The 25,570-nt window shown below is 61.5% G+C and carries 14 protein-coding genes and 3 pseudogenes; 10 read left to right on the forward strand and 7 right to left on the reverse strand.

Annotated elements, in window-relative coordinates:
- Positions 1-146: 146 nt before the first annotated feature.
- Positions 147-1,388 (reverse strand): annotated as a pseudogene (locus tag ACOYXE_RS03365) (cache domain-containing protein); the annotation flags it as partial.
- A gap of 257 nt (positions 1,389-1,645) precedes the next feature.
- On the opposite strand from ACOYXE_RS03365, the gene ACOYXE_RS03370 reads away from it, so the two are divergent.
- The 3 genes and pseudogenes from ACOYXE_RS03370 to ACOYXE_RS03380 all read left to right on the forward strand — a co-directional run.
- Complete coding sequence (locus tag ACOYXE_RS03370; RefSeq protein ID WP_160058746.1) at positions 1,646-2,962, forward strand: Na+/H+ antiporter family protein; 1,317 nt, start codon at positions 1,646-1,648, stop codon at positions 2,960-2,962.
- Between the two features lie 197 nt (positions 2,963-3,159).
- Positions 3,160-3,936: pseudogene (locus ACOYXE_RS03375) on the forward strand (cache domain-containing protein); the annotation flags it as partial.
- Between the two features lie 312 nt (positions 3,937-4,248).
- A pseudogene (locus tag ACOYXE_RS03380) lies at positions 4,249-4,842 on the forward strand (methyl-accepting chemotaxis protein); the annotation flags it as partial.
- Positions 4,843-5,049: 207 nt separating this feature from the next.
- Here ACOYXE_RS03380 and ACOYXE_RS03385 read toward each other — a convergent pair.
- Complete coding sequence (locus tag ACOYXE_RS03385) at positions 5,050-5,985, reverse strand: LysR family transcriptional regulator (protein ID WP_405123249.1); 936 nt, start codon at positions 5,983-5,985, stop codon at positions 5,050-5,052.
- Positions 5,986-6,098: 113 nt separating this feature from the next.
- Here ACOYXE_RS03385 and ACOYXE_RS03390 point away from each other — a divergent pair, with 113 nt between their 5' ends.
- The 3 genes from ACOYXE_RS03390 to ACOYXE_RS03400 all read left to right on the forward strand — a co-directional run bounded on the left by ACOYXE_RS03390 (position 6,099) and on the right by ACOYXE_RS03400 (position 8,150).
- Positions 6,099-6,584: a DMT family transporter gene (locus tag ACOYXE_RS03390; RefSeq protein ID WP_016987941.1), complete on the forward strand. Its 486-nt coding sequence runs from the start codon at positions 6,099-6,101 to the stop codon at positions 6,582-6,584.
- 3 nt (positions 6,585-6,587) lie between these two features.
- Positions 6,588-7,040, forward strand: coding sequence for a DMT family transporter (locus ACOYXE_RS03395; protein ID WP_095114263.1), 453 nt, complete (start codon positions 6,588-6,590; stop codon positions 7,038-7,040).
- A 951-nt stretch (positions 7,041-7,991) separates the two neighbouring features.
- Positions 7,992-8,150 carry a metallothionein gene (locus ACOYXE_RS03400; protein ID WP_160058743.1) on the forward strand — a complete coding sequence of 53 codons (159 nt, stop codon included), beginning with the start codon at positions 7,992-7,994 and terminating at the stop codon, positions 8,148-8,150.
- A gap of 25 nt (positions 8,151-8,175) precedes the next feature.
- Here ACOYXE_RS03400 and ACOYXE_RS03405 read toward each other — a convergent pair whose 3' ends face one another.
- Together ACOYXE_RS03405 and ACOYXE_RS03410 are read right to left on the reverse strand one after the other, a co-directional pair.
- Entirely contained in the window at positions 8,176-8,448 is a 273-nt protein-coding gene (locus ACOYXE_RS03405; RefSeq protein ID WP_460927714.1) for a hypothetical protein, read from the reverse strand.
- 39 nt (positions 8,449-8,487) lie between these two features.
- The gene (locus tag ACOYXE_RS03410) at positions 8,488-8,715 is read right to left on the reverse strand and encodes a DUF6555 family protein (RefSeq protein ID WP_034154602.1); all 228 of its coding nucleotides are present in this window, start codon (positions 8,713-8,715) and stop codon (positions 8,488-8,490) included.
- A 136-nt stretch (positions 8,716-8,851) separates the two neighbouring features.
- On the opposite strand from ACOYXE_RS03410, the gene ACOYXE_RS03415 reads away from it, so the two are divergent.
- From ACOYXE_RS03415 to ACOYXE_RS03425, 3 genes are all read left to right on the forward strand, one after another.
- Positions 8,852-9,634 (forward strand): AraC family transcriptional regulator, encoded by a 783-nt coding sequence (locus tag ACOYXE_RS03415; protein WP_405123250.1) that lies wholly within the window; start codon positions 8,852-8,854, stop codon positions 9,632-9,634.
- Positions 9,635-9,855: 221 nt separating this feature from the next.
- Positions 9,856-10,029 carry a DUF1427 family protein gene (locus ACOYXE_RS03420; protein WP_007969534.1) on the forward strand — a complete coding sequence of 58 codons (174 nt, stop codon included), beginning with the start codon at positions 9,856-9,858 and terminating at the stop codon, positions 10,027-10,029.
- 30 nt (positions 10,030-10,059) lie between these two features.
- On the forward strand, positions 10,060-11,016 hold the full coding sequence (locus ACOYXE_RS03425; RefSeq protein ID WP_460927717.1) for a quinone oxidoreductase family protein: 957 nt from the start codon (positions 10,060-10,062) through the stop codon (positions 11,014-11,016).
- A gap of 121 nt (positions 11,017-11,137) precedes the next feature.
- Here ACOYXE_RS03425 and ACOYXE_RS03430 read toward each other — a convergent pair whose 3' ends face one another.
- Together ACOYXE_RS03430 and ACOYXE_RS03435 are read right to left on the reverse strand one after the other, a co-directional pair.
- Positions 11,138-12,160, reverse strand: a complete 1,023-nt coding sequence (locus ACOYXE_RS03430) for a purine-nucleoside phosphorylase (protein ID WP_460927719.1) — start codon at positions 12,158-12,160, stop codon at positions 11,138-11,140.
- A gap of 15 nt (positions 12,161-12,175) precedes the next feature.
- Complete coding sequence (locus ACOYXE_RS03435) at positions 12,176-13,135, reverse strand: nucleoside-specific channel-forming protein Tsx (RefSeq protein ID WP_460927721.1); 960 nt, start codon at positions 13,133-13,135, stop codon at positions 12,176-12,178.
- A 513-nt stretch (positions 13,136-13,648) separates the two neighbouring features.
- Between ACOYXE_RS03435 and ACOYXE_RS03440 the strand changes: the two genes are divergently transcribed.
- On the forward strand, positions 13,649-24,172 hold the full coding sequence (locus ACOYXE_RS03440) for an autotransporter-associated beta strand repeat-containing protein (protein ID WP_460927723.1): 10,524 nt from the start codon (positions 13,649-13,651) through the stop codon (positions 24,170-24,172).
- Between the two features lie 166 nt (positions 24,173-24,338).
- On the opposite strand, the gene ACOYXE_RS03445 is transcribed toward ACOYXE_RS03440, so the two are convergent.
- Positions 24,339-25,280, reverse strand: a complete 942-nt coding sequence (locus ACOYXE_RS03445; protein WP_405124250.1) for an IS110 family transposase — start codon at positions 25,278-25,280, stop codon at positions 24,339-24,341.
- Between the last annotated feature and the right edge of the window lie 290 nt (positions 25,281-25,570).

Consider the following 25,570-nt stretch of genomic DNA (forward strand, 5'->3'; position numbering starts at 1 on the left):
GCGCTGGTCTGGGTCGCAATCGCTGAGGACTGATCGGCGGTGTTGCGCGCATCCTGCACCGAGCGTTTCACTTCCGCGATGATCGGCTGCAACTTGTCGAGGAACTTGTTGAACCAACCGGCCAACTGACCGAGTTCGTCCTTTTTGTCATAGGCCAGACGGCGGGTCAGGTCGCCTTCGCCGCTGGCGATGTCTTCGAGCATGTGTGCCACGCCGAGGATCGGTTTGGTCACGCTGCGCGCCATCAGCCACACCAGCAGCAAGCCGATCAACGCCGCCAGCACGCCAAGGCTCAGTTCGATCAATGTGCCGGAATTATTGCTCGCGTCCAGTTGTTGCTTGAGCGCTTCGGCGCGGCTGACCAGGACCTTTTCCGGTACGTCGAGCAACACGCCCCACGCCGGGCCGCCGGGAATCGGCGGGAACGGTGACAGCACTTTCAACTGGCCGTTGCTGTGCAGGCTGCTGACGCTGCTGGTGGAGGCAAGTTTGCTCAGCAGTTCGGCGCCGCTGATTTTGTCGACGGCATCCAGACGCTGACTGAGTTTGCCGGCATCCGGGCTGTAACCGGCGAGCAGGCCGGCGGGGCTGATGATGCTCACGGCGGTCTGGCCGTCATAGAGCTTTTTGCTCGCGCCCTGGCTGATCGCTTGCAGGCTGTTGAGGTTGATGTCGACCGACAGCGAGGCGATGACTTTACCGTTGACCATCAGCGGGAAGACGATGCTGGTCATCAGCACGTTCTGGCCGTCGATCACATAGAAGTAGGGTTCGATCACGCACGGTTTGAGCGTAGCGCGCGGGCAGGTGAACCAGGCGTTCGCGGCTTGACCGCTGGGGCCGGTGCTGGTGTCGGCCATGTCGCTTTCCGGCAGGGCCATTGAGGTGACTTTGCCTGGCGTTGGTTGCGACCAGTACAGGGCGAAACGGCCCTTGTCGTTGCTGCCCAGTTCAGCCTGACCGGCGAACAGTTCATCCTTGCCGTCCAGCGCGTTGGCTTCGAACACCAGCGACAGGCCGAGCAGCTCCGGGTTGGCTTGTAGCGCCGATTTGACCTGGCGAGTCATGTCTTCGCGCAGGTCGAAGGCATCAAGAAAACGCTTCTCGGCCTGCTCGCGCAGGAACAGCACCTGCCGCGAGAAGCCGTGGCCGTATTGATAGGCGTCCATGAACTGCTGGCGAATGCCAGCAGCCTGCACTTCACCTTGCGACTCGATGCGCGCTTGCGCCGACTCGGTGAGCATTTCCATGCTCGAAGCTTTCACCAGTGCAGAACTGTGCTCCATGCGATACAGCGAAAGACCGACCAACAGGGTCACGATACCGGCCAGGCAGAGGCCGGCGAGCAAAGTGATTTTCCATTGGATGGAAAGTTGTCTGAGCGACATGGAGACGTCCTTATTCGATAAATATCTGAGACTTTGCACTGTAACGGCCCAAGAGCAGCTTTCTTGAGCTTCCAGCCGCAAGCTGCAAGTGAAAAAACGCAAAAGCTTGCCGCTTGTGACTTGCAGCTTGCCGCTGCTTCATTCACAGTGCGCGCCCTTCTAATAAGACCCTCTTTGCAAATCCGCCGGTTAAGCTTTGGCGGACTCATTCTGTCTGGCGGTCGGTTTTCCACCGCAGTGTTTTTCGAGGAAGTGAAATGAATGCAGTCATAGCGGCAGTCGGCGTCATGCTGGTGCTCAGCCTGTCCCGCGTGCATGTGGTGATCGCTTTGATCGTTGGCGCGCTGGTTGGCGGCCTGACCGGTGGTCTGGGCATCGAGGCCACGCTCAAGGCGTTCAACAGCGGCCTTGGCGGCGGCGCAACGGTGGCGTTGTCCTACGCGTTGCTCGGCGCTTTCGCTGTGGCGATTGCCAAGTCCGGCCTGGCCCATGCGCTGGCCGACAAGGCGTTGGCGATGGTCGACCGTCAGCACGCAACCGGCGGTGGCAGCGTCAAATGGCTGCTGATCGGCCTGTTGTGGGTGGTGGCGATTGCCTCGCAGAACATTCTGCCGATCCACATTGCGTTCATTCCGCTGCTGGTGCCGCCGCTTCTTTATGTACTGACCAAGCTGCAACTCGACCGCCGCTTGATCGCCTGCGTGATGACGTTCGGTCTGATCACGCCGTACATGTTCCTGCCGGTGGGCTTCGGTAACATCTTCCTTAATGAAATTCTGCTGGCGAATGTTGCGCGCAGCGGCGTCGACATCAGCGGCATCAACGTTACCCACGCCATGGGCATTCCGGCGCTGGGCATGGTCTTCGGCCTGGCGATGGCGTTCATCACTTATCGCAAACGGCGCGTGTACGACCTGGCGAAGATCGAGCAGGTCGAGCAAGTGGCGGTGCAGTACAACCCGCTGAGTCTGATGATTGCCGGTGTGGCGATTGCCGCCGCGTTCATTGTGCAGTTGCTGCTGGACTCGATGATTATCGGGGCGCTGGTCGGTTTTCTGATCTTCTCGGCATCGGGCATCGTCAAGTGGCGTGAGACCGATGACCTCTTCACCGAGGGCATGAAGATGATGGCGATGATCGGTTTCATCATGATCGCCGCGTCCGGATTTGCTGAAGTGATGAAGGCCACCGGAGAGGTGCAGACGCTGGTTGAATCCTCGGCGTCGTGGATCAATCACAGCAAGGGCATCGGTGCACTATTGATGCTGCTGGTCGGGTTGCTGGTGACCATGGGCATCGGTTCGTCGTTTTCCACCGTGCCGATTCTGGCGGCGATTTTCGTGCCGCTGTGCGTGCAACTGGGCTTCAGCCCGATTGCGATCGTGTGCATCGTCGGCACCGCTGGCGCATTGGGTGACGCCGGTTCGCCGGCTTCGGATTCGACGCTGGGCCCGACCTCGGGCCTGAATATCGACGGTCAGCATCATCACATCTGGGACACCGTGGTGCCGACGTTCCTGCACTACAACCTGCCTTTGCTGGCGTTCGGCTGGGTGGCCGCGATGGTTCTTTAAACCCCACGTCTCCCCTGTAGGAGTGAGCCTGCTCGCGATAGCGGTGTATCAGTTGGCAGATGTACTGACAGATACACCGCTATCGCGAGCAGGCTCACTCCTACAGGGGATGGGGTGACCACGGACTCAACTTTTGCTTGCGCGTGCCGTTAAAGCCTTTAACCACGCCAATAAAACCAAAAGAGTGAGCTCCCACAATGCGCCTGAGCCTCAAGGCTAAAGTCCTGTCCCTCGCCGTTCTTCCGGTGTTGCTCTTTGCGCTGGTCATCAGCCTGACCACGCTGTTCATCCTCCAGGAACAGGCGCACAAAGAGGTCGAACAGACCCGCGAGCGTCTGCTCGGCGATGCCAAAGCCACCCTGCAAAGTTATGTCGCCGTGGCCATGACCACGATCAAACCGTTGTACGACGCCGCCGCTGCCGGTGACGTTGATGCGCGGGCGCAGGCGATCAAACTGCTGTCGGGCATTCGCTATGGCAAGGACGGCTACTTCTTCGGCTACGACTCCGAGACCGTGCGCCTGTTCAAGGCCAATGACCCTGAAGGCGTGGGCAAAAGTTTCAAGGACAACCGTGACCCGAACGGCGTTTACGTCAACCGTGGCCTAGTGAGTGTGGCGAAGGACGGCACGCATTATCTGCAATACAGCTCGCCGTTGCCGGGCAATGCGCAGGTGTTGGTGCCGAAACTCGGCTACACCGAATACCTGGCGAAGTGGGACATGGCCGTCGGTACCTCGGTCAACCTCGACGGCATCGAAGCGCAAGTCGCGTTGGTCGAAGCGCAGGTGCAGGAACGCATGCAAGGCGTGGTGCTGAGCATCGTTGGCGTGGCGGTGGTGGTGCTGTTGGTGATCGCGGTGGCGGGAATGCTGCTGGCCAATACCATTTTGCGTCCGTTGACCCTGATGAAAGCCAACCTCGATGACATCGCGGCAGGCGAGGGCGATCTGACCCGTCGACTGAATATCACCAGCCAGGATGAACTGGGTGAACTGGCCGGTTCGTTCAACCGCTTCGTCGACAAGATCCATGGCCTAGTGCGACAGATCACCGAGATGACCACGCAACTCACCGGGCTGGTGACGCAGGTATCCGATCAGGCCCAGCGTTCCGATCAGGCGATGGAGCGTCAGCGCCATGAGACCGATCAGGTCGCCACGGCGATCAACGAGATGTCTGCCGCCGCGCAGGAAGTCGCCAAGAGCGCACAGAACGCCGCCGTCGCCGCTCAGCAGACCGATGAAGAAGGCCAGAGCGCCAAGCGTGTGGTGGCTGGCAGCATCAAGCAGATCCATGCGTTGGTCGATGACATTCGCAGCAGCGGCGTGTCGCTCGACAGCCTGCAGCAGGACGTGACGTCGATTGTCGGCGTGCTCGGGGTGATTCGTTCGATCGCCGAACAGACCAACCTGCTGGCGCTGAACGCGGCGATCGAAGCGGCGCGCGCTGGCGAGGCCGGACGCGGCTTTGCCGTGGTGGCGGATGAGGTGCGGGCATTGGCCAGTCGCACGCAGATCAGCACTCAGGAAATTCAGGGGATGATCGATCGTTTGCAGGCGGGTACGCAGCAAGCGGTGGAAGCGATGCGGCGTTCCAGCGAGGCCGGTGACGGCACTTCACAGCAAGCCAATCAGGCCGGGGCTTCGCTGGATGCGATGGCGGAGTTGATTGCGACGATCAACTCGATGAACGCGCAGATTGCCAGCGCGGCGGAAGAGCAGACGGCGGTGGCCGAAGAGATCAACCGCAGCGTGCATCAGATTGCGGTGGCGGTGGACAGCGTGGCCGATGAAACGCAGTTGGGTGCGCAGACTTCGCGCAGTCTGGCGGAGCTGGGGCAGCGCCTTGGCAAACTCGTCGGCCAGTTCCGGATCTGACAGCCTGAAAAGCCCCTCACCCTAGCCCTCTCCCGGAGGGAGAGGGGACTGATTGGGGGATGCTGTGGAACTCCGTCGACCTGAAGCAGCTTTACCGAATCCATAATCGACTCAATCTTTCAGGTCGATGGATGACCCGAGACACCTCGGTCAGTCCCCTCTCCCCCCGGGAGAGGGCTAGGGTGAGGGGCTCTTGATCTTCAGATTTCAGGGACGATCCCAGTACGGCACTTCACCAAAGCATTCGACAAAGAAATCAATCACCGTCCGCACCTTCACCGACAACCTCCGGCTCCCCGGCCACAACACCGCAATCTGCTGCGGCTCCAGGCTGTTCGACACCTGATAGTCCCCCAGCACCGGCACCAGCGTGCCATCGCGCACCGCTTCACCAATCAACCACGACGGAAACATCACCAGCCCCAAACCCTGTTCAGAGGCCTGGGTGAGGGTGTCGGCGTGGTTGCCGGTGATCGGGCCTTTCACCGAATAGGGCGTCCAGTCCTCACCATCGCGGCGGAAAAACCAGCGCTGCTGGCCGGTCGCGCCTTTGTAGGCCAGGCACTGGTGTTGCGCGAGATCTTCAGGTTTCTGCGGGGAGCCATGAAGTTTGAGATACGCCGGGCTGGCCGCGACCTGAAAGCGATGCGGCGCCAGAATCCGCGCCTGCATGCTCGAGTCGTGCAGCGGGCCGATGCGGAACAGTAAATCCGCACCCTCCTGAAGCGGGTCGACGTAACGGTCAGTCTGCTGGATATCCAGTTGCAGCTTCGGATAACGCGCACATAACTTGCCCAGCCACGGCGTCAGATGGCGCTGGCCGAACACCACGGGGGCGTTGATGCGCACCAGGCCTGTGGGTTCGCTTTGCTGTTCTTGCAACGCCTGTTCGGCTTCCTCCAGTTGCACCAGTACCAACCGCGCGTGGTGACCGAGCATGCGCCCGGCTTCGGTGGGCGTCACTGCGCGAGTGTGGCGGTAGAGCAATTGCTGGTTCAGCGCCTGCTCCATCAATTGAATCTGCCGCGAGATAGAGGAGGGCGCCACGCCCTCACGGCGAGCGACTTCGGAAAAACTGCCGTGATCGAGCACGGCCACAAATAGCCTGAGTGCCTTGAATCCGAGTTCGTTGAGCCCGTGCATGATGCGTCCTGCTGTGCGAATTGCGCAAAAGTGTTGTCCGGATGCTCCCATTTATCGCAAAGCTTCGCCAGCCGATAATCCGCGCCATCGTTTACTTGAGTGGAATGTTGTTTATGCAAACGTTGGATGAGGTGAGCGTTAGCGCGCCGGCGACGAAATCCGGATTGCGCTTGTTGTTGCTGCCGCTGGTGATTCTCGCGGGCATGGGTTTGTCGGTGGAGGCGGGATTGCTCGGGCCGTTGGGCGTGCAGGTCGGGCATCTGTGGGCGACCTTGAGCATCTTTGGTGTCGGCTCGGCGATTCTGTTTTTGCTGTTGTTGTTTGCGGGGCCGCAGAAGGGGCCGGCGCTGACCGATCTGCCGCGCTGGCAGTTGATTGGCGGGTTTCTGGGGCCGATGTATGTGGTGGTGTTGACCCTTGCAACACCGCATATCGGCATTGCCATGACCATGATCGCGATTCTGTCGGGTCAGGTGGGCAAGAGTGTGTTGATTGACCATTTCGGCTGGTTCGGGGCGACGCGCAAGAAGGTCAATGCCGAGCGGTGGCTGGCGTTGGGGTTGATTGTGGTGGCTTTGGTTTTGATTGCGCGGGGGTGAGTGATGAGTCTGGTTATTTTGTTGGCGGTGGTGGTGTTGGCCGGTGCGGTGTTGAGTGTACAAGCGGCGATCAATGGGCGTTTGGGTGAGAGCGTCGGGGTGTTGCGCAGTAGTCTGCTGACATTCGTTGTCGGTGCGGTTTCGACCGGGTTGTTGATTTTGTTTTTTGAGCCGGCGCATGCGGTGAGCTTGTTGGATGTGCCGAAGTGGCAGTTGACCGGGGCGCTGTTTGGCGTGGTGTACATGATGGTGATGGTCGGGGCGGTGCCGGTGGTGGGGACGGCTGTGGCGACGGTGGCGGTGATTGTCGGGCAGTTGGGGATGGGGATGTTGATTGATAATTTTGGCTGGTTGGGGAATCCGGCGATTGAGCTGTCTGGTTCGCGGATTTTGGCGATGGTGTGTTTGGGGGTGGCTTTGGTGTTTATGTACAGGAGTTCGCGTCAGGCTGGGTGAGTTGAGTGCATATCCGTTGCTGCGGGTGTTGCTGATTAGGGTTCCGCCCTTACGGCGGGTCACTTTTTCCAGACGCCGAAAAAGTAACCAAAAAGGCTTGCTCCTACGTGCGGCCCGCTCGCTGGGGCTCGGGGTTCCTTCGCTGCGGGATCGATCCGGGCGCAGCGTCTCCGGTTTGCTTCGCTGCACCTACTCCCGCTGTGTTTGGCTGCGCCAAACGGTCGCTGCGCTCCCACGCCCGGATCAATCCCTCCACTCAGCCTTCCGATGTCGCCTTACAGATCAAGATCAAGAGCAGGCGAGCTGACACTCGGCCTATTGAGTGGTGAAGAGCACAGCGTGGTCGGCTTTGGGTTTGGTGGTGGATTTGCCCCTCACCCCAGCCCTCTCCCGAGGGAGAGGGAGCCGATTTTCGGGCGTTTCAAAACCTGAGTTCAACGCGGTATTGCACGTCGGCGTACCTCTACCAAACACCTCGATCAGTCCCCTCTCCCTCTGGGAGAGGGCTAGGGTGAGGGGCTCTTGATCTGGCTCTTGATCTTGCTTCGGCTTTTGATCTTTTGCCCCATCGGCAGGCCGAGCGGAGGTGTTCATCCCGGGGGTTAGGCGCGCAGCGCCGTGCGGCGCAGCCGCACACATCGAGAGGAGGTGCAGCGAAGCAAACCGTAGGCGATGCCCCCGGATGGACACCGTAGCGAGGGAACACTGAGCCTAAGCGAAGTGCCGTACGCCAGGGGCAAAGCCTTTTGCTTACTTTTCGGCGTCTGGAAAAGTGAGTCGCTGTAAGAGCGAAACCGCCAGTGGCAACACCCGCAGCAACGGATATGCCCCCAATCCCCAATCCCCAATCCCCAACAAAATCAAAAGATCGCCGCCTGCGGCAGCTCCTACACTGGGTATTACGGCTTGCCCTTCAAGCCCCAGACAACCACCACCCAAGGAGTCTGTCCCATGCCTGATAAAACCTGTGACTGCCCTAAATGCAATTGCAAGCTCGGCGAGCATCCGGTCGTGCGTCATGGCAAGCATTTTTGCTGCGAGGCTTGCGCCCATCATCATGAGAACGGTGCGGAATGTTCAACCAAGGGCTGTAAATGCGCCCACGGATGACGAACGACGCATAAAAAAGTGGAGCCTAATCAGGCTCCACTTCCAGTTTCAGACTTTCATCGTCCATCCGTTCGGTATGACGCACCGTGCCCTGCAGCCTTCGCCCCTCAACCCTGACCACCACGGTTTTCGCCTGATCAAGGTCTTCCGGCAGCGGTGCCGGCACTCGCAACGCGAAGCGAAACGGATCATCTATGACCGCCTCCAGCCCAACGCGGCAATCCACGCTTTTGGTGATACGCCCGAACAACGTATCAAGGCCATAGTCCAGATGTGCCGGGCTGTTGATGTTGCTCATGGTGCATTCCCCCGAATGATGCCGATCACCAGGCTGAGCTTAGCTGGTCGGTCGCCACACGACGTTTTCCACGCCGAATTTTTCTGCCATCGGCTTGCTGGTCTTCTGCACCTTCTCACGGCCAAAGCGCGGGATGCGACCGACGCCGGCGTCGCAGCTCGCCCAGTGCCACGCCTCGGCGTTGTCCATCTTGTCCGAGCGGATAATGAACGACTTGGGCGTGCCGTGAAGGGTGTAGTCGATGACATAGAGTTTTGCGTTGTTCATAAAGCCCGTATTCCTCCCTGTGGTAATAGAGGGATCGCGGCGCACCGGGAAAATTCACTCGGATTGTCCGACGGTATCTATCCTTGGCGACGCCGTTTCGCACTGGTTACCATGGCGCTTCCACCAAGCCCAATGAATGCTCGCCATGGCCCTTGCCGCACCGCCCGATCTCAGCGATACCGATGTGCCCGTGCAACCGCTGGCACGCACGTATCCGCGTGGGCTGTTTATCGAGCCGCACGAGCATGTCTGGGGACAGTTGCTGTATGCGATGAGCGGGGTGATGTGGGTCGAGACGCCGCACGAAGCGCTGGTGGTACCGCCGCAGCGCGCGGTGTGGTTGCCGCCGGGGGTGCCGCACGGGATTCGGGTGGTGTCGGATTTGCAGATGCGCAATATCTACCTGCGCCCGGCGCTGGCGGCGACGCTGGATCAGACGGTGCAGGTGATCGAGGTCGGCGGGTTGCTGCGCGAGTTGATTGTCGGGCTGGTGGAGCAGGGCGACAGTGGTGATCCGGCGTATTACGAGGCACTGGTCGGGTTGGCGTTGCTGGAGCTGAAACGCGCAAGGCGTTCGCAGTTGAAGATCCCGATGCCGGACGACTCCGACCGGCGCTTGATGAATCTGTGTCAGGCGGTGATGGCGGCGCCGTCGCTGGAGATTCCATTAGAGCAGCATGCGGAAAATGCCGGGGCCAGCGTGCGCACGCTGGCGCGGTTGTTCAAGGACAGCCTCGGCATGGGCTTCGCCGAGTGGCGGCGGCAGGTGCAACTGGCGACGGCGGTGGCGGAACTGATTCAGGGCGTGGCGGTGAGTGTGATTGCCCGGGAGCTCGGCTACTCGCCCAGCAGTTTCAGTGACATGTTTCGTCGCGAATTGGGTGTCGCCCCCTCGCAATTCATAGTGGAACAGGATTAATCAAACCAGCGCAGATCCAATGTGTGCGAGCCTGCTCGCGAGTGCCGTGGATCAGCTTACTCATCCTTCACTGACACACCGCTTTCGCGAGCAGGCTCGCTCCCACAGGGTTCTGTGGTGTGCATTCGATACTTGTCCGAAATTCAGAAGTCCTTGGCCGATGCTATCCCCGCCGGTTCCCTAAACTCTGCCCATTCCCTTCAAGCGGCGGAGTTACTCCCATGAACTACCTGATTTCGCTGGCCATCGGTCTGGGCGTCGGCCTGTTGTACGGCGCGCTGGATTTCCGTTCTCCGGCGCCCCCGGCCATCGCCCTGGTCGGTTTGCTCGGCATGCTCGCCGGTGAGCAGTTGTGGCCGATGGGCCGGCAACTGGTCGCGGGTTGGTTGTCCTGAATTTCCTCTTTTCCTTCGGTGGATGTCCTCATGAAAGCACTGCAATTCGATAAAACCGGCGACCTGTCTGCCCTGCGCTATATCGAGGTGCCGACCCCGGTGCCCGGCGCTGACGAAGTGCTGGTGCAGATCAAGGCGGCTGGCCTCAACCCCAGCGATGTGAAAAACGTCCTCGGCCGTTTTCCGTACACCACGCTGCCACGGATTCCTGGCCGCGATTTCGCCGGTGTCGTCGTCGAAGGGCCGCAGGGGTTGATCGGTCAGGAAGTCTGGGGCACTGGCCGTGAGCTGGGCTTTTTTGCCGATGGCTCGCACGCCGAGTTCGTCAAACTGCCGGCCAATGGTGTGGCACACAAACCCTCGCACCTGAGTTTCACCCAGGCCGCCAGCCTCGGCGTGCCGTACACGACGGCGTGGGATGCTTTGGAACGCAGTCTAGTAACGGCTGAAACCCGTTTGCTGGTGATCGGCGGTGGGGCGGTAGCGACCGCAGCATTGGCCCTGGCGAAAGTGCGTGGCGCGCAGTTGCTGGCGGCGGCGCGGCGCCCGGAGCAGGTGGCGGATTTGCAGGCTCAGGGTTATCAGACGATCCAGTTGGATAAGCCGGAAGACCTCGGTGCACAGGTCAACGCGGTGTATCGCGGAGGCGCCGATGTGATCTTCGACACCACTGGTTTCTGGCTGCCGGCGTCGGTGGCGGCATTGGCCACCTTCGGCCGGATCGCGATCATCGCCGCGCCGGTGGATGGGCATGTGCAATTACCGGCGCTGGCCTTGTATCGCAAGGGCGGTTCGGTGGTCGGGATCAATTCGCTGCTGTATGGCGTTGCAGCCTGTGCGGCGATGCTGGAGCAGTTCGGGCGGTTCTTTGATGAAGCCTTGTTGCCGTTGCCGCAAGGGTTGGTCGAGGCGCCGTTGGCCGAAGGCTTGGCGCGCTACGCCGACGTCAATCAGGGCAGCGGCGACAAGGTCATCCTAATTCCCTGACCCACCGCAAACCCGTGTAGGAGTGAGCCTGCTCGCGATAGCGGTGTATCAGTCACTCATGATTAAACTGACACACCGCTATCGCGAGCAGGCTCACTCCTACATTAGATGGGTGTCGGGCTCAGGATTGCGGGACGCCGTTTTCCCACGCCGACCAGTTTTTCAGGATGTCCTGCACCAGCGGATTACCCGTGCGATAGAGGTTCTCCAGCGCCGGCACAAAACCGCCCTGATCGGCGTACTTGAGCAGGTTGTCCACTTCGCTGCCGCCCGGCTCCGGGCGGTCGAAATCTGAGCCGGCGCGCACCACGGCGAGGCGTTGCACGTCGACCAGACCTTCGCGACTGGCACGCAGCAGGGCCTCATAGGTGGAGTTGTCTTCCTGCTGTGTCGTGCAGTATTCGCCCTTGTTGTCGGTCAGCAGTTTGGTCCAGACCTCGGCCCGTTCGCTCAGGCGCGTGCCGGAAAACCAGGTGTTGCCGGCCAACGTGTCGCAGCGCGTCACCACCGGTGGTTGATTGGCCGGGGCCGACGGATATTTCAGGCGCCACGCCGCCGATTCCTTGCTCTCGCTCAGCTCGACTTTATGGCTCAGGGCGAAGGCCTTGGCCTGCAGTTTCGGGTTGAGTTCAAAGACTTCGGTCTTGTAGTCCAGCGGCGGTTTTTCGTTCGGCCCTTTGGTGTTGATGCCCAGATACCCGGTCGGCCAGCTCGATGGCGCATCGCGCGAATCGATCTCCCATTGCGTGCCGAATTCCACCAGATAATGCGCCCACGCAGCGGTGCCGATGGTCCCGTGTTTCGGGCTGATCCCGGCAATGCCAGCGATCAGGAAGTAACTTTTGCGCAGGTCGAATTTCGGCGACAGCGCCAACGCCAATGTCGAAGCGGCGGCGTTGGTTTGACCCATGCCGGTGGTCAACAGGCAGACCTGCTGCGCGTTGCAGCGGATGCTCGGGTACTCGGCGGACAGGCCCGGCACGCGGATTTCCTGCTTCAACTCCAGGCGATCAATCCAGTTTTGTGCCTCGGGGGCGAACATGGTGATCAGCATGACTTTCGGTTGAATCGGTGCTTCGGCGGCCCACGCGGTAGAGGAGAGCAGGGCCGCGCCGGCCAGGGTCAAACGCATCATTGCTTGCATGGAAAACTCCTTGATTCAGAACTGATAACCGACGCCGGCGTAGTAACCCCAGCCGTTGGAACGCGCACGGAAATTGCCGTCGCCAAAATTCAGCTCGCTGCCGTCTTCCCAGTTGCCGCCGTTGTGGAAATAACGGCCGACCAGGGTGAAGCGCAAGTGGGTGAACGAGTAGAGCAGGACGTTGGTCGCCACCGTCGCATTGGCCGTACGCGCGGGGTTGTCCTTGTGGATGTCCGAACCGAAATCGAAGTTGGTGAAACCGATGTAGGTCAGTGAGGCACCGTTGCTGAATTTGTCGATCGGCACGATGTACTTGAGCTGCGCGCGGTAGCCGTCCCAGGAATATTCATTGCTGGCGCCGTAGTTTTCCCACTGATAGCGACCGTAGAGGTTGGCCGAAAGGTTGACCCGCGAGTGCGTATCGATGTCGGTGCCGAAACCGCTGTAGAGGGTGTTGGCGCGGTTCTCTTTGCGGCTGCCGTGGTCGTAGATCCAGTCGAACGCTACATACCATTCCTTGAACGGGCCGATGGCCAGGCTGCGGCCGGCGAGGTAATCGATGGAGATGCGCGGTTCGTGCTCCATGAACACCGGTGAGCCGTGATCCCACACGCCTTTGTCGTGGCTATTGCCGATATTGAAGATCTTCGGGATGTCGATGTAGCCGTACAGTTCGAACGGACCTTTGCGGCCGAAGTACTCGTATTCCAGATAGATGTCATCGGCCGGTTGCGGGCCGAAGCTGATGTCTTTGCTGCCAATCAACATCAAGTCCTGGTTGTACCAGTCAGACAGATAGGCACCTTTTTTCGGCGGGCTGGCTTCCGGGCTGAGCGCTTCGCCCTGGGCGGATTCTTCCTTGGCCGGCGGTTGCGCCAAAGCGCTGTGGCTGAGAACTCCGGTAACGCCGGTCAGTAGCAGGGAAACAGCAAGCGTGCGCGCAAAAGGTGCGCGAAAAGGCGAGGCGGCGTGCATTCAAAGTCCTTTTTTGCGGATTCGAGGCCCGTGTTCCGTGGGCTTGTACGGTTTTGTTACGAAAACCTTGGGATTGACGTTACGCAAACGTTTGCATAAGGCGTACCAAAACCTTCAATGGGCTGAAAAATCTGTCCTTTTTCAGTATTTCCTGATGGATCGGTCAGGCGCGGGTTTGCAGACCCTACAGTTCCCTGTGGGAGCGAGCTTGCTCGCGAAGGCGGGGTTCAGAAAAGTATCCGCAAGCTGACACAACGCATTCGCGAGCAAGCTCGCTCCCACAGTTTTTAACCTCTTCACAGTCAATGACTGCGGGCTGAAACGCTGATACCAGACCCCCTCTAGTATTAAAGTATTAACACCATTTAATCCGTGCCCCATTGCCGGGCGTCTACTAGCTTTGTCCCCAATAACGCGGTTTTGTGATGACCGTCGCAGTCTTGATTCGCGTGTGGAATAAGCACGGCTCTTCGCGCGCTCAAGGAAGAAATTGGCCACGACAAGGAGTAGCCCGTGGAAGCAAGGTTTGGTGTCGCCCTCGTTTCGCGCTTTTCCCCTCTTTCCCTTGCTGTGCATCTGAGCGTCGCCGGACTGTTGTTCGGCGGCGTCAGCGCACCTGCGCTGGCCACGTGCTCCACGGCGGGTTCAACGGTGACCTGTACAGGCGTGCCCAGCCTGCCGCTGTTTCTCAACAACTTCTCCAGCGCCACCAGTGGTTTGACGGTCAACGTCAACAGCGGCGCGCAGATGAACGCGACCCTCGGCGGCCATGTGATGGACCTGACCGGGGTGAACATCTCCCTGAACAACTCCGGCACTATCGACCCGGCGCTGCTCGGCCTGGTCTCGGTATTGAGCGGCGGTGCATTCATCGGCACTGGCGCGACGAGCACGGTCAGTGTGCTCAACAACGCCAGCGGGATCATCCGTGGTACGGGGATGCTGCTCGGGCTCAACCTGACCAGCATCGACGGCCTGGCCATTGGCGTGAACAACGCCGCGGCCGGCACCACCAGCATCACCAACAACGGCACCATCACCTCGACCGGACTCTCGATCGGCGGCATCACCCTGGCCGACACCCCGGTGATCGGCGTTTACGGCGGCTCGCAGGTCAACATGACCAACAGCAGCACCGGTGTCATCAATGGCCGGATCGCCTTCGAGACCTCGGCGGCAGGCAACACCTTCACCAACGCCGGTGCGATTACCGGCGGCGTGTCGATGGGCGCGGCGAGCACCAACACCTTCACCGCGGTGACCGGCTCCAGCGTCAACGTCGGTGACGGTGTACAGATCAGCGTCGGCCTTGGCGGTTTGATCGGCATCAACCTGACCTTCGCCCCAACCGGTACGGTGGATGGCGGTGCGGGCGGCACCAACAGCCTGATCCTGCAAAACCCGGCTGGGGTCGGCGGCGGTATCACCGGGACTGGCACGGCATCGAGCGCCACCTACATCAACTTCAACAACCTGACCCTCAACAGCGGCACCTGGACCTTGCAGGGGCCATTGGTCAGCGGCGCGACCACGCTCAATGGCGGTATCGCGAATTTCAACAACAACGCCACCTTCGGCAGCGGCGTCATCACCTCCAACGGCGGGATTCTGCAAGCCAGCAATGCCGGGTTGAACATCAGCAATCTGATTTCCCTCGGTGCCGGCGGCGTTACGGTACAAGGCGGCAACGCCACCACCCTGAGCGGGGTGATTTCCGGCAGCGGCGGTTTCACCAAGGCCGGTACCGGTCAGCTAAACCTTAGCGCCGCCAACACCTATCTGGGTAACACCACGCTCAATGGCGGCACGGTGCAGTTGGGCAACAATCAGGCGTTCAGCACCGGCACGCTCAATGTGACCGGCGCGACAACGCTGAGCGCACCGGGCACGATCAGCCTGGCCAACGCCATCAGCCTCGGCGGCACCTTGACCGCCGGCGGCACTGGCGCACTGACCCTCGGCGGTTTGATCAGCGGCAGCAGCGGCCTGACCAAAACCGGTACTGGCAGCCTGACCGTCAGTGGCGCCAATACAGGTTTCACTGGCACCACCACTCTCAGCGCCGGCAGCCTGCTGGTGACCAATAACAACTCGCTCGGTAGCGGCGCGCTCAACACGGCCGCCGGTACCAGTCTCGATAGCACCGCCAACGTAACGCTGGCGAATAACATCGGCATGACCGGCGCGCTCAACGTGCTCGGCAGCAATGCCCTGACCCTTGGCGGCGTATTGTCCGGCACCGGCGGCATCACCAAGTCCGGCAGTGCCAGCCTGACGTTGACCGGCAACAACAGCAACAGCGGCAACACGTTGCTCAATGCCGGCAGCCTGTTGGTGGGCAGCAACACCGCGCTGGGGACCGGCGCGCTGAATGCGGCGGCGGGCACCACGCTGGATGCGACCACGGCGGTGACCCTGGCCAATGCCGTCGCGCTCGCGGGGGGGCTGACCGTTGGTGGCACGCAAGCATTGGGCCTGAGTGGTGTCGTCAGTGGTGCCGGCAATCTAATCAAAAACGGCACCGCCAACCTGAGTCTCAGCGGCAACAACACCTTCTCCGGCGGTACTGCGCTGAATGCCGGCACGTTGATTGTCGGTTCCAATACTGCGCTGGGCACTGGCGCCTTGGCCACGGCGGCGGGTACTACGCTCGACGCCAGCACGGCAGTGGCGCTGACCAACGCGGTCTCCCTCGGCGGCAACCTCAATGTCGGCGGCAGCGCCAACCTGACCCTGGGCGGAATTGTCAGCGGCAGCGGCGGGCTGACCAAGAACGGCGCGGCCAACCTGGTTCTCAACGGCGCCAACACCTTCCTCGGTGCGGTCGCGTTGAACGCGGGCACGATTACGGCGGGTGCCAACGCGGCGCTCGGCAGCGGCAATATCACCGTTGGCGGCGTGGCCACCCTCGACAGCAATGCGGCGGTGACGCTGAACAACGCGGTCATTCTCAACAACAGCCTGGGGATCGGTGGTAGTAACGCGCTGACCCTCGGCGGGGTGATCAGTGGCGCCAGCCAACTGGTGAAAAACGGCGCCGCCAATCTCACTCTTAACGGCACCAACACCTACAGCGGCGGCACCACGCTGAATGCTGGCAGCCTCACCGTCGGCAACGGCGCCGCACTGGGCACTGGCGCGTTGTCGGTGGAAGGTGCGGGCACGCTCAACAGCAGTTCGGCCGTGACCCTGAACAACAACGTGATTCTCAACGCCAACCTCACCGCTGGCGGCGCCAACGCACTGACCCTCGGCGGGGTGATCAGTGGCGGCAACGGTTTGATCAAGACCGGCGCATCGAGCCTGACCCTCAACGGCAACAACACCTACACCGGCACCACCGCGCTGAATGCCGGTTCGCTGGTGGTCGGCTCCAGCACGGCCCTCGGCACCGGCACACTGAACGCCTCGAACGGCACCACCCTTGATGCCAGCACTGCGGCAACGCTGGCCAACAACGTCAACCTCGGCGGCACCCTGACCTTGGGCGGCAGCAATGCGCTGACCTTGGGCGGCGTGGTCGCCGGTATCGGTGGGCTGACCAAGAACGGCGCTGCCGACCTCACCCTCAATGGCGCCAACACTTATTTTGGCAACACCGCGTTGAACACCGGCAAACTGATTGTCGGTAGCAACACCGCGCTGGGTTCCGGTACGTTGAACGCGGCCGCCAACACCACGCTGGACGCCAACACCGCCGTCAGTCTGAACAATGCCGTGGCACTCGCCGGTGCCTTGAATATCGGCGGCACGGCGAATATGACCCTGACCGGTCTGGTCAGCGGCGCCGGCAGTCTGGTGAAAGACGGCGCGGCCAATCTGATTCTCAATGCGGCCAACAATTACCTCGGCGGCACCACGCTGAACGCCGGCACCCTGACCGTCGGCAACAGTTCGGCGCTCGGTTCCGGTGCATTGACCGTCGCTGGCGCCGCAACGCTGGACAGCAATTCGCCGTTGGTCAGCCTCAACAACGCGGTCGCCCTGAATGCCGCACTGACCGTTGGCGGCACGCAGAACCTCACCCTCGGCGGCGTCACCAGCGGCACCGGCCAGTTGATCAAGAACGGCGCTGCCAATCTCACCCTCAATGGCAACAACACCTTCAGCGGCGGCACCACGCTCAATGCCGGTACGCTGACCTTGGGCAATGCCACCGGCCTCGGCAGTGGCGGATTGATCGTCGGCGGTGCGGCGACGCTGGATAACAGCGCCTCGTTCGGCATCGGCAACGCCATTACGCTGAATGCCGGACTGACCGTCGCCGGCAACAACGATCTGAGCTTGAACGGCATCATCGACGGCGCTGGCAGCCTGACCAAAAACGGTCTGTCGGATCTGACCCTCGCCGGCAATAACACTTTTACCGGCGCACTGAACATCATCTCGGGCAGCGTCACCACCCTCAACAGCAATGCGCTGGGCAGCACTTCCGGGGTCAACATCAGCGCCGGCGCCGGGCTCAATCTGGGCAGCGACGCCAGCCTCGGCGCGCTGACCGGCAGCGGCAGTGTGCAACTGACCGGCAGCAACACCCTGACCGTCGGCGGTGGCAACGTCACCAGTACCTTTGACGGTGATCTCAGCGGCAGCGGCGGCCTGGTCAAAGTCGGCACCGGCACCTTGAACCTCACTGGCATCAACGGCATTACCGGCAACACCGCGATCAATGGCGGCACCGTGGATCTCAGCGGTTCGCTGGCCAGTGCACAGGTCAACGTCAATACCGGCGGTACGCTGACCGGCACCGGTTCGGCGCTTGGTAGCGTCAACGTCAACAGCGGCGGGCATCTGGCGTTGGCGTCGGGCAATCAACTGTCCGCCGGTGCGCTGACCCTCGCAGCCGGCAGCAATGTCGATGTGGCGTTGGGCACGCCGTCGACCACTTCGCTGATGAACGTCGGCGGCAACCTCACCCTCGACGGCAATCTCAACGTCACCGATGCCGGCGGTTTTGGCGTCGGCGTGTATCGCCTGTTCAACTACACCGGCGCCCTGACCAATCTGGGCCTCGATGTCGCCAGCGTGCCGGTCGGTTATGGTCTCGGCGATCTGCTGGTACAGACCGGCGTGGCCAATCAGATCAACATTCAAGTCTCCGCGCCGAACAGCAACATCCGTTACTGGGACGGCAGCCAGACCATCGCCAACGGTGTGGTCGATGGCGGTAGCGGCACGTGGAATGCGGTCGGCACCAACTGGACCGATGCCAACGGTCTGGTCAACCAGCCGTGGGCGGGTGATTTCGCGGTGTTCCAGGGCACCGCCGGCACGGTGACGGTAAACGGCACGCAGGCATTCACTGGCATGCAGTTCCTCACCGACGGCTACAACGTAATCAACGGTGCAGCGGGACAACTCACAGCGGTCAACGGCACCGGCGGCACTACTTCGTTGCGCGTTGATCCGGGCGTGACGGCGACCATCAATGCCAATATCGATGGCAGCGGCATCCTCAATAAACTCGACGCCGGCACACTGGTGCTCGGCGGTGCCAACACCTATACCGGCGGCACGCAACTGGATGGCGGCAAGATCATCGTCGGCAGCAACACCGCACTCGGCACCGGAACGTTGACGGCGAATGCCGGCACGCAACTGGACAGCAACGCCGCGGTGACACTGGCCAACGCGGCGACGCTGAACGGCAACCTGACCATCGTCGGCAGCAATGCACTGACCCTCAACGGCGTGATTGGCGGCACGGGTGGCCTGATCAAAACCGGCACGGCGAACCTGACCCTAGGCGGCAACAATGCCTTCCTTGGCCCGGTTGCCTTGAACGCCGGCGGACTGATTCTGGCGTCGAACTCGGCGCTGGGTTCTGGCACGTTGAACGCGGCGGGCGGCACCACGCTGGATGCGAGCACAGCGGTTTCGCTGAACAATGCGGTGAATCTGGCCGGCAACCTCGGCATCGGTGGTACGGCGGATCTGACCCTGGCCGGCACGGTCAACGGCGCTGGCAGCCTGAGCAAAAACGGCGCAGCCAACCTGACCCTCAGCGGCAATAACAACTTCCTCGGCGGCACCACCCTGAACGCCGGCACCCTGAACGCTGGCAGCAACTCGGCACTGGGTCTGGGCAATCTCACCGTAGCTGGCGCCTCGGCGCTCGACAGCAACAGCGCGCTGAGCCTGGGCAACAACGTGGTGCTCAACGCCAACCTGAGCAACACCGGCAGCAACAACCTGACCCTCGCCGGCGTTGTCAGCGGCGCGGGTGGCTTGATCAAGAACGGCGCGTCGAATCTGACACTCAACGGCATCAATACTTACTCCGGCGGTACCACGCTGAATGCCGGCACGCTGACCCTTGGTACGGGCGGCTCTCTGGGCAGCGGCGCGCTGACCGTGGCCGGCGCTTCGACCCTCGACAATTCCGCGCCACTGGTGCTGGCCAACAACCTCAACGTCAATGCCAATCTGGCCCTGGCCGGCAACAACAACCTGACACTCGGCGGTGTCATCGCCGGCGCCGGTACGCTGAGCAAAAGCGGTCTGGCCGACGTGACACTGAGTGGCAGCAACACTTTCAGCGGCACCTTCGATGTGGCGTCCGGCAGCCTGACCACACTGAGTAGCGCGGCGCTGGGCAACAACGCCACGGTCAATCTCGCGGGCGGCGCGGCGCTCAATCTCGGTGCATCGGCCAGCCTCGCCAGCCTCACTGGCAGCGGCACGGCGCTGATCGGCACGGGCAATACGTTGAGCCTTGGCGGCAACAATGTCAGCAGCACCTTCGCCGGCATCCTCAGCGGTGACGGCAGCCTGAGCAAACTCGGCAGCGGCACCCTGACCCTCAGCGGCATCAGCGACCTCACCGGCGATACCAACGTCAACGCCGGCACCCTGCAGGTCAACGGTTCGCTGGCCAGTGGTAACGTGCTGGTCAATAACGGCGGCACGCTCGGTGGTAGCGGCACCTTGAGCGGTGCCGTGACGGTGGCCGATGGCGGTCATCTGGCGGGCGTCACCGGCAGTACGCTGAACGTGAGTTCGCTGCTGTTCAACGGCAATTCAAACTTCGACGTCGGCCTCGGCACCCCGGTGTCCGGTGGCGGCAATGCGCTGGTCAGCGTCGGCGGTAATCTGACACTCGACGGCACCCTCAATGTCAGCGACATCGGTGGTTTCGGCAGCGGTGTCTATCGCCTGATCGACTACACCGGCGGCCTGACCGACAACGGCATGCTCTTCGGCACGTTGCCGGGTAGCGTCAGCCCGGGCGATCTGCAACTGCAAACCGCACTGGCCAATCAGATCAACCTGCTGGTCACCGCACCGGGCGTCACCGTGCAGTTCTGGGACGGCAATCAACTGCTGGCCAATGGTTCGGTGGAGGGCGGCAGCGGCACCTGGGGCACCGGCACCACCAACTGGACCGATGTCAACGGCACTACCAACCAGGCCTGGACCAACAGCTTCGCGGTGTTCCAGGGTGCGGCCGGCACGGTGACCGTCAACGGCGCGCAAACCATTACCGGCATGCAGTTCGTCACCGATGGCTACAGCTTGGTGAATGGCACGGCGGGCTCGCTGAATCTGGTCAACGGTTCACTGGGCAATGCCACGGTGCGGGTTGACCCGAATGCCACGGCAACCATCGGTGTCGCGCTCAACGGCAGCGGCACGCTGGGCAAATACGACAGCGGTACGCTGGTGCTCAACGCGGCCAACGGCTACACCGGTGGCACGGCGCTGAACGGCGGCAAGATCGTGGTCGGTAACGACGCGGCGCTCGGCACTGGCCTGTTGACTGCTGCCGACGGCACAGCGCTGGACAGCAACGCGGCCGTCAGTCTGGGCAACGATGTTGTGCTCAACGGTGGCTTGAATGTCGCTGGCTCTAATGCCTTGACCCTCGGCGGCGTGGTCAGCGGCAGCGGTAGCCTGATCAAGGCCGGCGCTTCGAGCCTGACCCTCAACGGCAGCAACACTTACAGCGGTGGTACTCAATTCGCCGGCGGTACGCTGATCCTCGGCAACAACAGTGCACTCAGCAGCGCCGCGCTCAACGTGACCGGCAACGGCACCCTCGACAGCACCTCGGCGCTGCAACTGGCCAACGTCATCAACCTTGGCGCGCAACTGACCCTGGCCGGCACTCAGAACACCACGCTGATCGGTGCTGTGACCGGCACCGGCAGTCTGCTGAAAAACGGTGCTGGCGATCTCGTCCTCAGTGGTGCCAACACCTACAGTGGTGGAACCACGCTGAACGGCGGCACGACGCGCGGTGACACCAGCAGCCTGCAAGGGGCGATCGTCAACAACGCAACGCTGACCTTCGAGCAAAACGCCGACGGCAGCTACACCGGCAATCTCACCGGCGCCGGTACGCTGAACAAAACCGGGGCTGGAGAGTTGCTGCTGACTGGCAACAACACCTTCACTGGCAACACCTCGGTGCAGGCTGGCAACCTGATCGTCAACGGTGTGCTCAACAGCGCCAGCGTCAACGTTGCCAGCGGCGCGAGCATCGGCGGTGGCGGCCAACTCGGCGGCGCCGTGCAACTGGCCAGCGGTGCGACGCTGGCTGGCGGTGGCACGGCGACGCCGTTGTCGGTCGGTTCGCTGGCGCTGTCCTCGGGGACCAATCTGGACTTCAGCCTCGGCGCGGCGACCAGCTCGACCACGGTGGTCAATGTCGCTGGCAACCTGACCCTCGACGGTACGCTGAACATCAGCAATGCCGGCGGCTTCGGCACCGGCGTTTATCAACTGTTCAGCTACGGCGGCAGCCTCACCGACAACGGTTTGGTGTATGGCAGCCTGCCGGTGTCGGCGGCCAATCTGACCCTGCAAACCGCCATCGCCAATCAGATCAATCTGCTGGTGCAAGGCACGCCGGGTGAGGTGCAGTTCTGGAACGGTGGCACCACCAATCCCGATGGCAGCATCGGCGGCGGTAGCGGTGTATGGGGCCCAGGCACTAACTGGACCGATCCGAGCGGTACCCAGGCCCTGGCATCAAATGGTCAGTTCGCGGTGTTCGGTGGCCAGGCCGGTACGGTGACCGTGCAGGGCAATCAGAACTTTACCGGTCTGCAATTTCTCTCCGGCGGCTACAGCCTGGTTCCGGGGGCTGGCGGTACGCTGACGCCGGTCAACGGCACGGACGGCAGCCTCGCGCCAGTGCGGGTCAATGCCGGTGGGAGTGCGGAAATCTCTACGCCACTGGTGGGCACGGGCGGCATCGAGAAACTTGATTCCGGCACGTTGGTATTGAGCGGCGCCAACACTTACAGCGGAGGCACCACCGTCAGCGGCGGTACGTTGATCGGTAATACCACCAGCTTGCAGGGCAACATTCTCAACAACGCTTCGCTGGTGTTCCAACAGAACGTCAATGGTCTGTTCAACGGATCGCTGAGCGGACTTGGCGCGATGCTCAAAAGCGGTACTGGCACCTTGCTGTTGGCCGGTGATAATCCCTTCAGCGGCACGGTCGCGGTCGATCAAGGCGTGCTGCAAGTCGGCAGCCGTGCGGCGCGGGCTTCGCTGGGCGGGCAAGTCACCGTGGCCAATGGGGCGGGGTTGAGCGGTAACGGCAGCGTCGGCTCGGTGGTCAACCACGGTGTGGTGGCTTCTGGCGCCGAGGCTGGAACCCTGAGCGTGGCCGGTAACCTGACCAACGCATCCGACGGTGTGCTGGCACTGACGGTCAGCTCGCCAACCGCAACACCATTGGCAGTCGGGGGCACCGCGGCGTTGGGCGGCGCCTTGCAAGTCAACTCGCTGGCACCGTTCACCGGCAACACCACGTATTCGCTGATCACGGCGGGCGGTGGCGTGAACGGCACCTTCAGCGCTGCGGACCTGCCGCAATACGCGTTCCTTAACAGCGCGTTGGTGTATGACGCTAATGCGGTGAACCTGGTGGTCAGCCGCAACGGCAATTCCTTCGCCGATGTCGCCGCCACCGGCAACCAGTTCCGAACCGCCACCGCGCTGTCGAACAACGGCCCGGCGGGCGCGGCGTTGCAGAACGAGATCGTCAACCTCAGTGTCGCCGGTGCGCGTAATGCCTTCGACAGTCTGTCGGGTGAGATCCACGCCAGCACCGCCAGTGCGATCCTCGAGGATTCGCGTTATGTGCGTGACGCGGTCAACGATCGCATGCGCCAACCGTCATGCAGCGCGGCGGATGATCCACGCCGAGCCCTGGCGCCAAGTGACAACCAATTGAGCAGCAACGGTTGCCACGGCGAAATGGTCGGCTGGGCGCGGGCACTCGGCGCCTGGGGCGAGTCGGATGGCGACAGCAATGCGGCGAAACTTGATCGCAACCTCAGCGGCTTCATGCTCGGCACCGACAAGCAACTCGATGACCAGTGGCGCGTGGGTATGGCCGCCGGTTACACCCGCAGCGATCTCGATGCGCATGATCGTCGCTCGGATGCCACCGTCGAAAGCTACCACCTGGCGGCGTACCTCAACTCGCAGTTCGATGCCCTGGCGGTGCGCCTCGGCGCGGCTTACAGCTGGCACGACATCGAAACCAAACGCAACGTCAGCGTCGGCAGCTACAACGATCGTCTGAAAGCCAACTACGACGCACGCAGCGCCCAGGTGTTCGGTGAAGTCGGTTACGCCATCGACGCGGGCGGCATTGCCCTTGAGCCGTTCGCAGGGCTCGCCTACGTCAACTACGACACTGACAAAGCCAAGGAGAAAGGCGGAGTAGGGCGCCTGGAAGCGGATGCCGATCAAGACATCACCTTCTCGACCCTCGGTGTACGCGCCGGCAAAGTCATCACTCTGGCCAACGGCGGGCAATTCACCCCGCGCACGGCCATCGGCTGGCGCCATGCCTTTGGTGACACCAAGCCTGACGCTGATCTGACCTTCATCGACGGCGGCGCGTCGTTCAGCACCCAAGGCGTGCCGATCGCCAAGGACAGCGCGATTGTTGAAGCGGGAGTCGACTTCCAGATCAGCCCGACCGGCAAACTCGGGGTTGGCTATTCGGGGCAACTGTCGAACGACAGCAATGACCATGCGATGACCATCAGCTTCAGCCTGGGCTTCTGATTTAGGGTCGAAGCACTTTTAGCCGCCCGTAAGGGCGGTTTTTTTTGCCTGCAAATTCTTTGGCAACCCGATGCGTGTGGTGACTGTTCGATTGCCTTCGCGAGCAGGCTCGCACACAGGGGAATGCGATGCAAATGTGGGAGATTCTATGGTTGAGGGGAAGCCCTCAACTGACTTTTGTCTGATATTCGCTTTGCCCTTTCAGCAAGGCGAATACCACCCGAGCAAGTTTGCGAGCCAGCATCACCAACGCCTGCGTGGTGCTGAAACCCCGTGCTCTTTGGGCTTCGTAAAACCCTTTCCAGGCTATCGTACGGCTAGCCGACATCGCTGCGTTGTGCAAAAGTCGGCGGGCCTCGGGGTCTCCGCGCTTGGTCAAGCTGCGGCGACCGTCCTTTTGCCCTGATTTCGATACCCGTAAATCCATGCCCAGGAAGGCGATAAACGCATCCGCGTTGCTAAATTCCCCCCGCTGAAACGCCGTGAGCAGGCGCGCTCCGGTCAGAAATCCAATGCCCTCAACTTTCAGGCAACGCTTCAATTGGCAGAGCAAACCGGCTTGTTTGAGCTGATCGTTGATCGTCTTTTCGATCATCGTTTCAAGCCGCTGCATGGATTTTATTTGTTCAGCAAAAGCTGCCTTCAACAGCGGCTCATTCGACCAGCTCTGCACCAGGCCGACCCTTGCCTGGACCAAAGCCGCGCGGCGGCGGAAAAGGCTCAGGAGCTGGCGGTACAGCGGTGATGGCGGGGTCCAGGGGCGCAACTCCTCGGCTTCGTTCTTCAGGTAACGGGCCAGCAGCTTGGCGTCCAAGGCGTCGGTTTTGGCGCGGATCTTCACGCCTTCGCGGTAATGTTTGAGTTCATAGCCACCCACCATGTAAATCGTGCAACCGGCCGCATAGGCCAAATCAGCGAATTCCAGGTGGTAGATGTTGGTTGCCTCAATGGCAATAGACACGGGGCCGAGCAAGGCCTTCAGCCACTGCTTGATGGATGTTTTGGTGTTGGGAATCGCTTCAAGCAGATCGCTATCGGCCTGATAAATCACCAGTTCATTTTTGGCGACATCCACGCCAACGATCGGATTTGATAGAGCGACTGGCATTGCCACAGGATTTCCTCCGGGATAAGGTTTGAGCACTTGAAGGGCTCACCCAGAGGCGCAGGCTTGTTCCTATCGTCGGTCTAGCCAGATGCATTCTTTATCGGCGCTTGGGTGAAAGGAGGAGGGGCGAAATCTCCCACGGTCTGTGCTGCGTCAACAGCCAGAATCGAGCCTTGTCCCTCCTCCTCCCTTCAAGTCCTACCATACAAGCGAGCCTACTCGCGAAGGGGCCGCTCAGTCAGTGCAAAAAACTGCTGGGCCGTGCTCTGCTAGAATCCGCCCCATCAACA

This window comes from Pseudomonas sp. MC6, from assembly GCF_054790575.1.

Excerpts from the sequence above, each read along its gene's own strand:
- ACOYXE_RS03420 (WP_007969534.1), top strand. The coding sequence starts at position 9,856 with ATGAACTACCTGATTTCGCTGGCCATCGGTCTGGGCGTCGGCCTGTTG.
- ACOYXE_RS03370 (WP_160058746.1), top strand. The coding sequence starts at position 1,646 with ATGAATGCAGTCATAGCGGCAGTCGGCGTCATGCTGGTGCTCAGCCTG.
- ACOYXE_RS03390 (WP_016987941.1), top strand. The coding sequence starts at position 6,099 with ATGCAAACGTTGGATGAGGTGAGCGTTAGCGCGCCGGCGACGAAATCC.
- ACOYXE_RS03415 (WP_405123250.1), top strand. The coding sequence starts at position 8,852 with ATGCTCGCCATGGCCCTTGCCGCACCGCCCGATCTCAGCGATACCGAT.
- ACOYXE_RS03430 (WP_460927719.1), bottom strand. The coding sequence starts at position 12,160 with ATGCAAGCAATGATGCGTTTGACCCTGGCCGGCGCGGCCCTGCTCTCC.
- ACOYXE_RS03405 (WP_460927714.1), bottom strand. The coding sequence starts at position 8,448 with ATGAGCAACATCAACAGCCCGGCACATCTGGACTATGGCCTTGATACG.
- ACOYXE_RS03400 (WP_160058743.1), top strand. The coding sequence starts at position 7,992 with ATGCCTGATAAAACCTGTGACTGCCCTAAATGCAATTGCAAGCTCGGC.
- ACOYXE_RS03425 (WP_460927717.1), top strand. The coding sequence starts at position 10,060 with ATGAAAGCACTGCAATTCGATAAAACCGGCGACCTGTCTGCCCTGCGC.
- ACOYXE_RS03395 (WP_095114263.1), top strand. The coding sequence starts at position 6,588 with ATGAGTCTGGTTATTTTGTTGGCGGTGGTGGTGTTGGCCGGTGCGGTG.
- ACOYXE_RS03410 (WP_034154602.1), bottom strand. The coding sequence starts at position 8,715 with ATGAACAACGCAAAACTCTATGTCATCGACTACACCCTTCACGGCACG.
- ACOYXE_RS03385 (WP_405123249.1), bottom strand. The coding sequence starts at position 5,985 with ATGCACGGGCTCAACGAACTCGGATTCAAGGCACTCAGGCTATTTGTG.
- ACOYXE_RS03445 (WP_405124250.1), bottom strand. The coding sequence starts at position 25,280 with ATGCCAGTCGCTCTATCAAATCCGATCGTTGGCGTGGATGTCGCCAAA.
- ACOYXE_RS03435 (WP_460927721.1), bottom strand. The coding sequence starts at position 13,135 with ATGCACGCCGCCTCGCCTTTTCGCGCACCTTTTGCGCGCACGCTTGCT.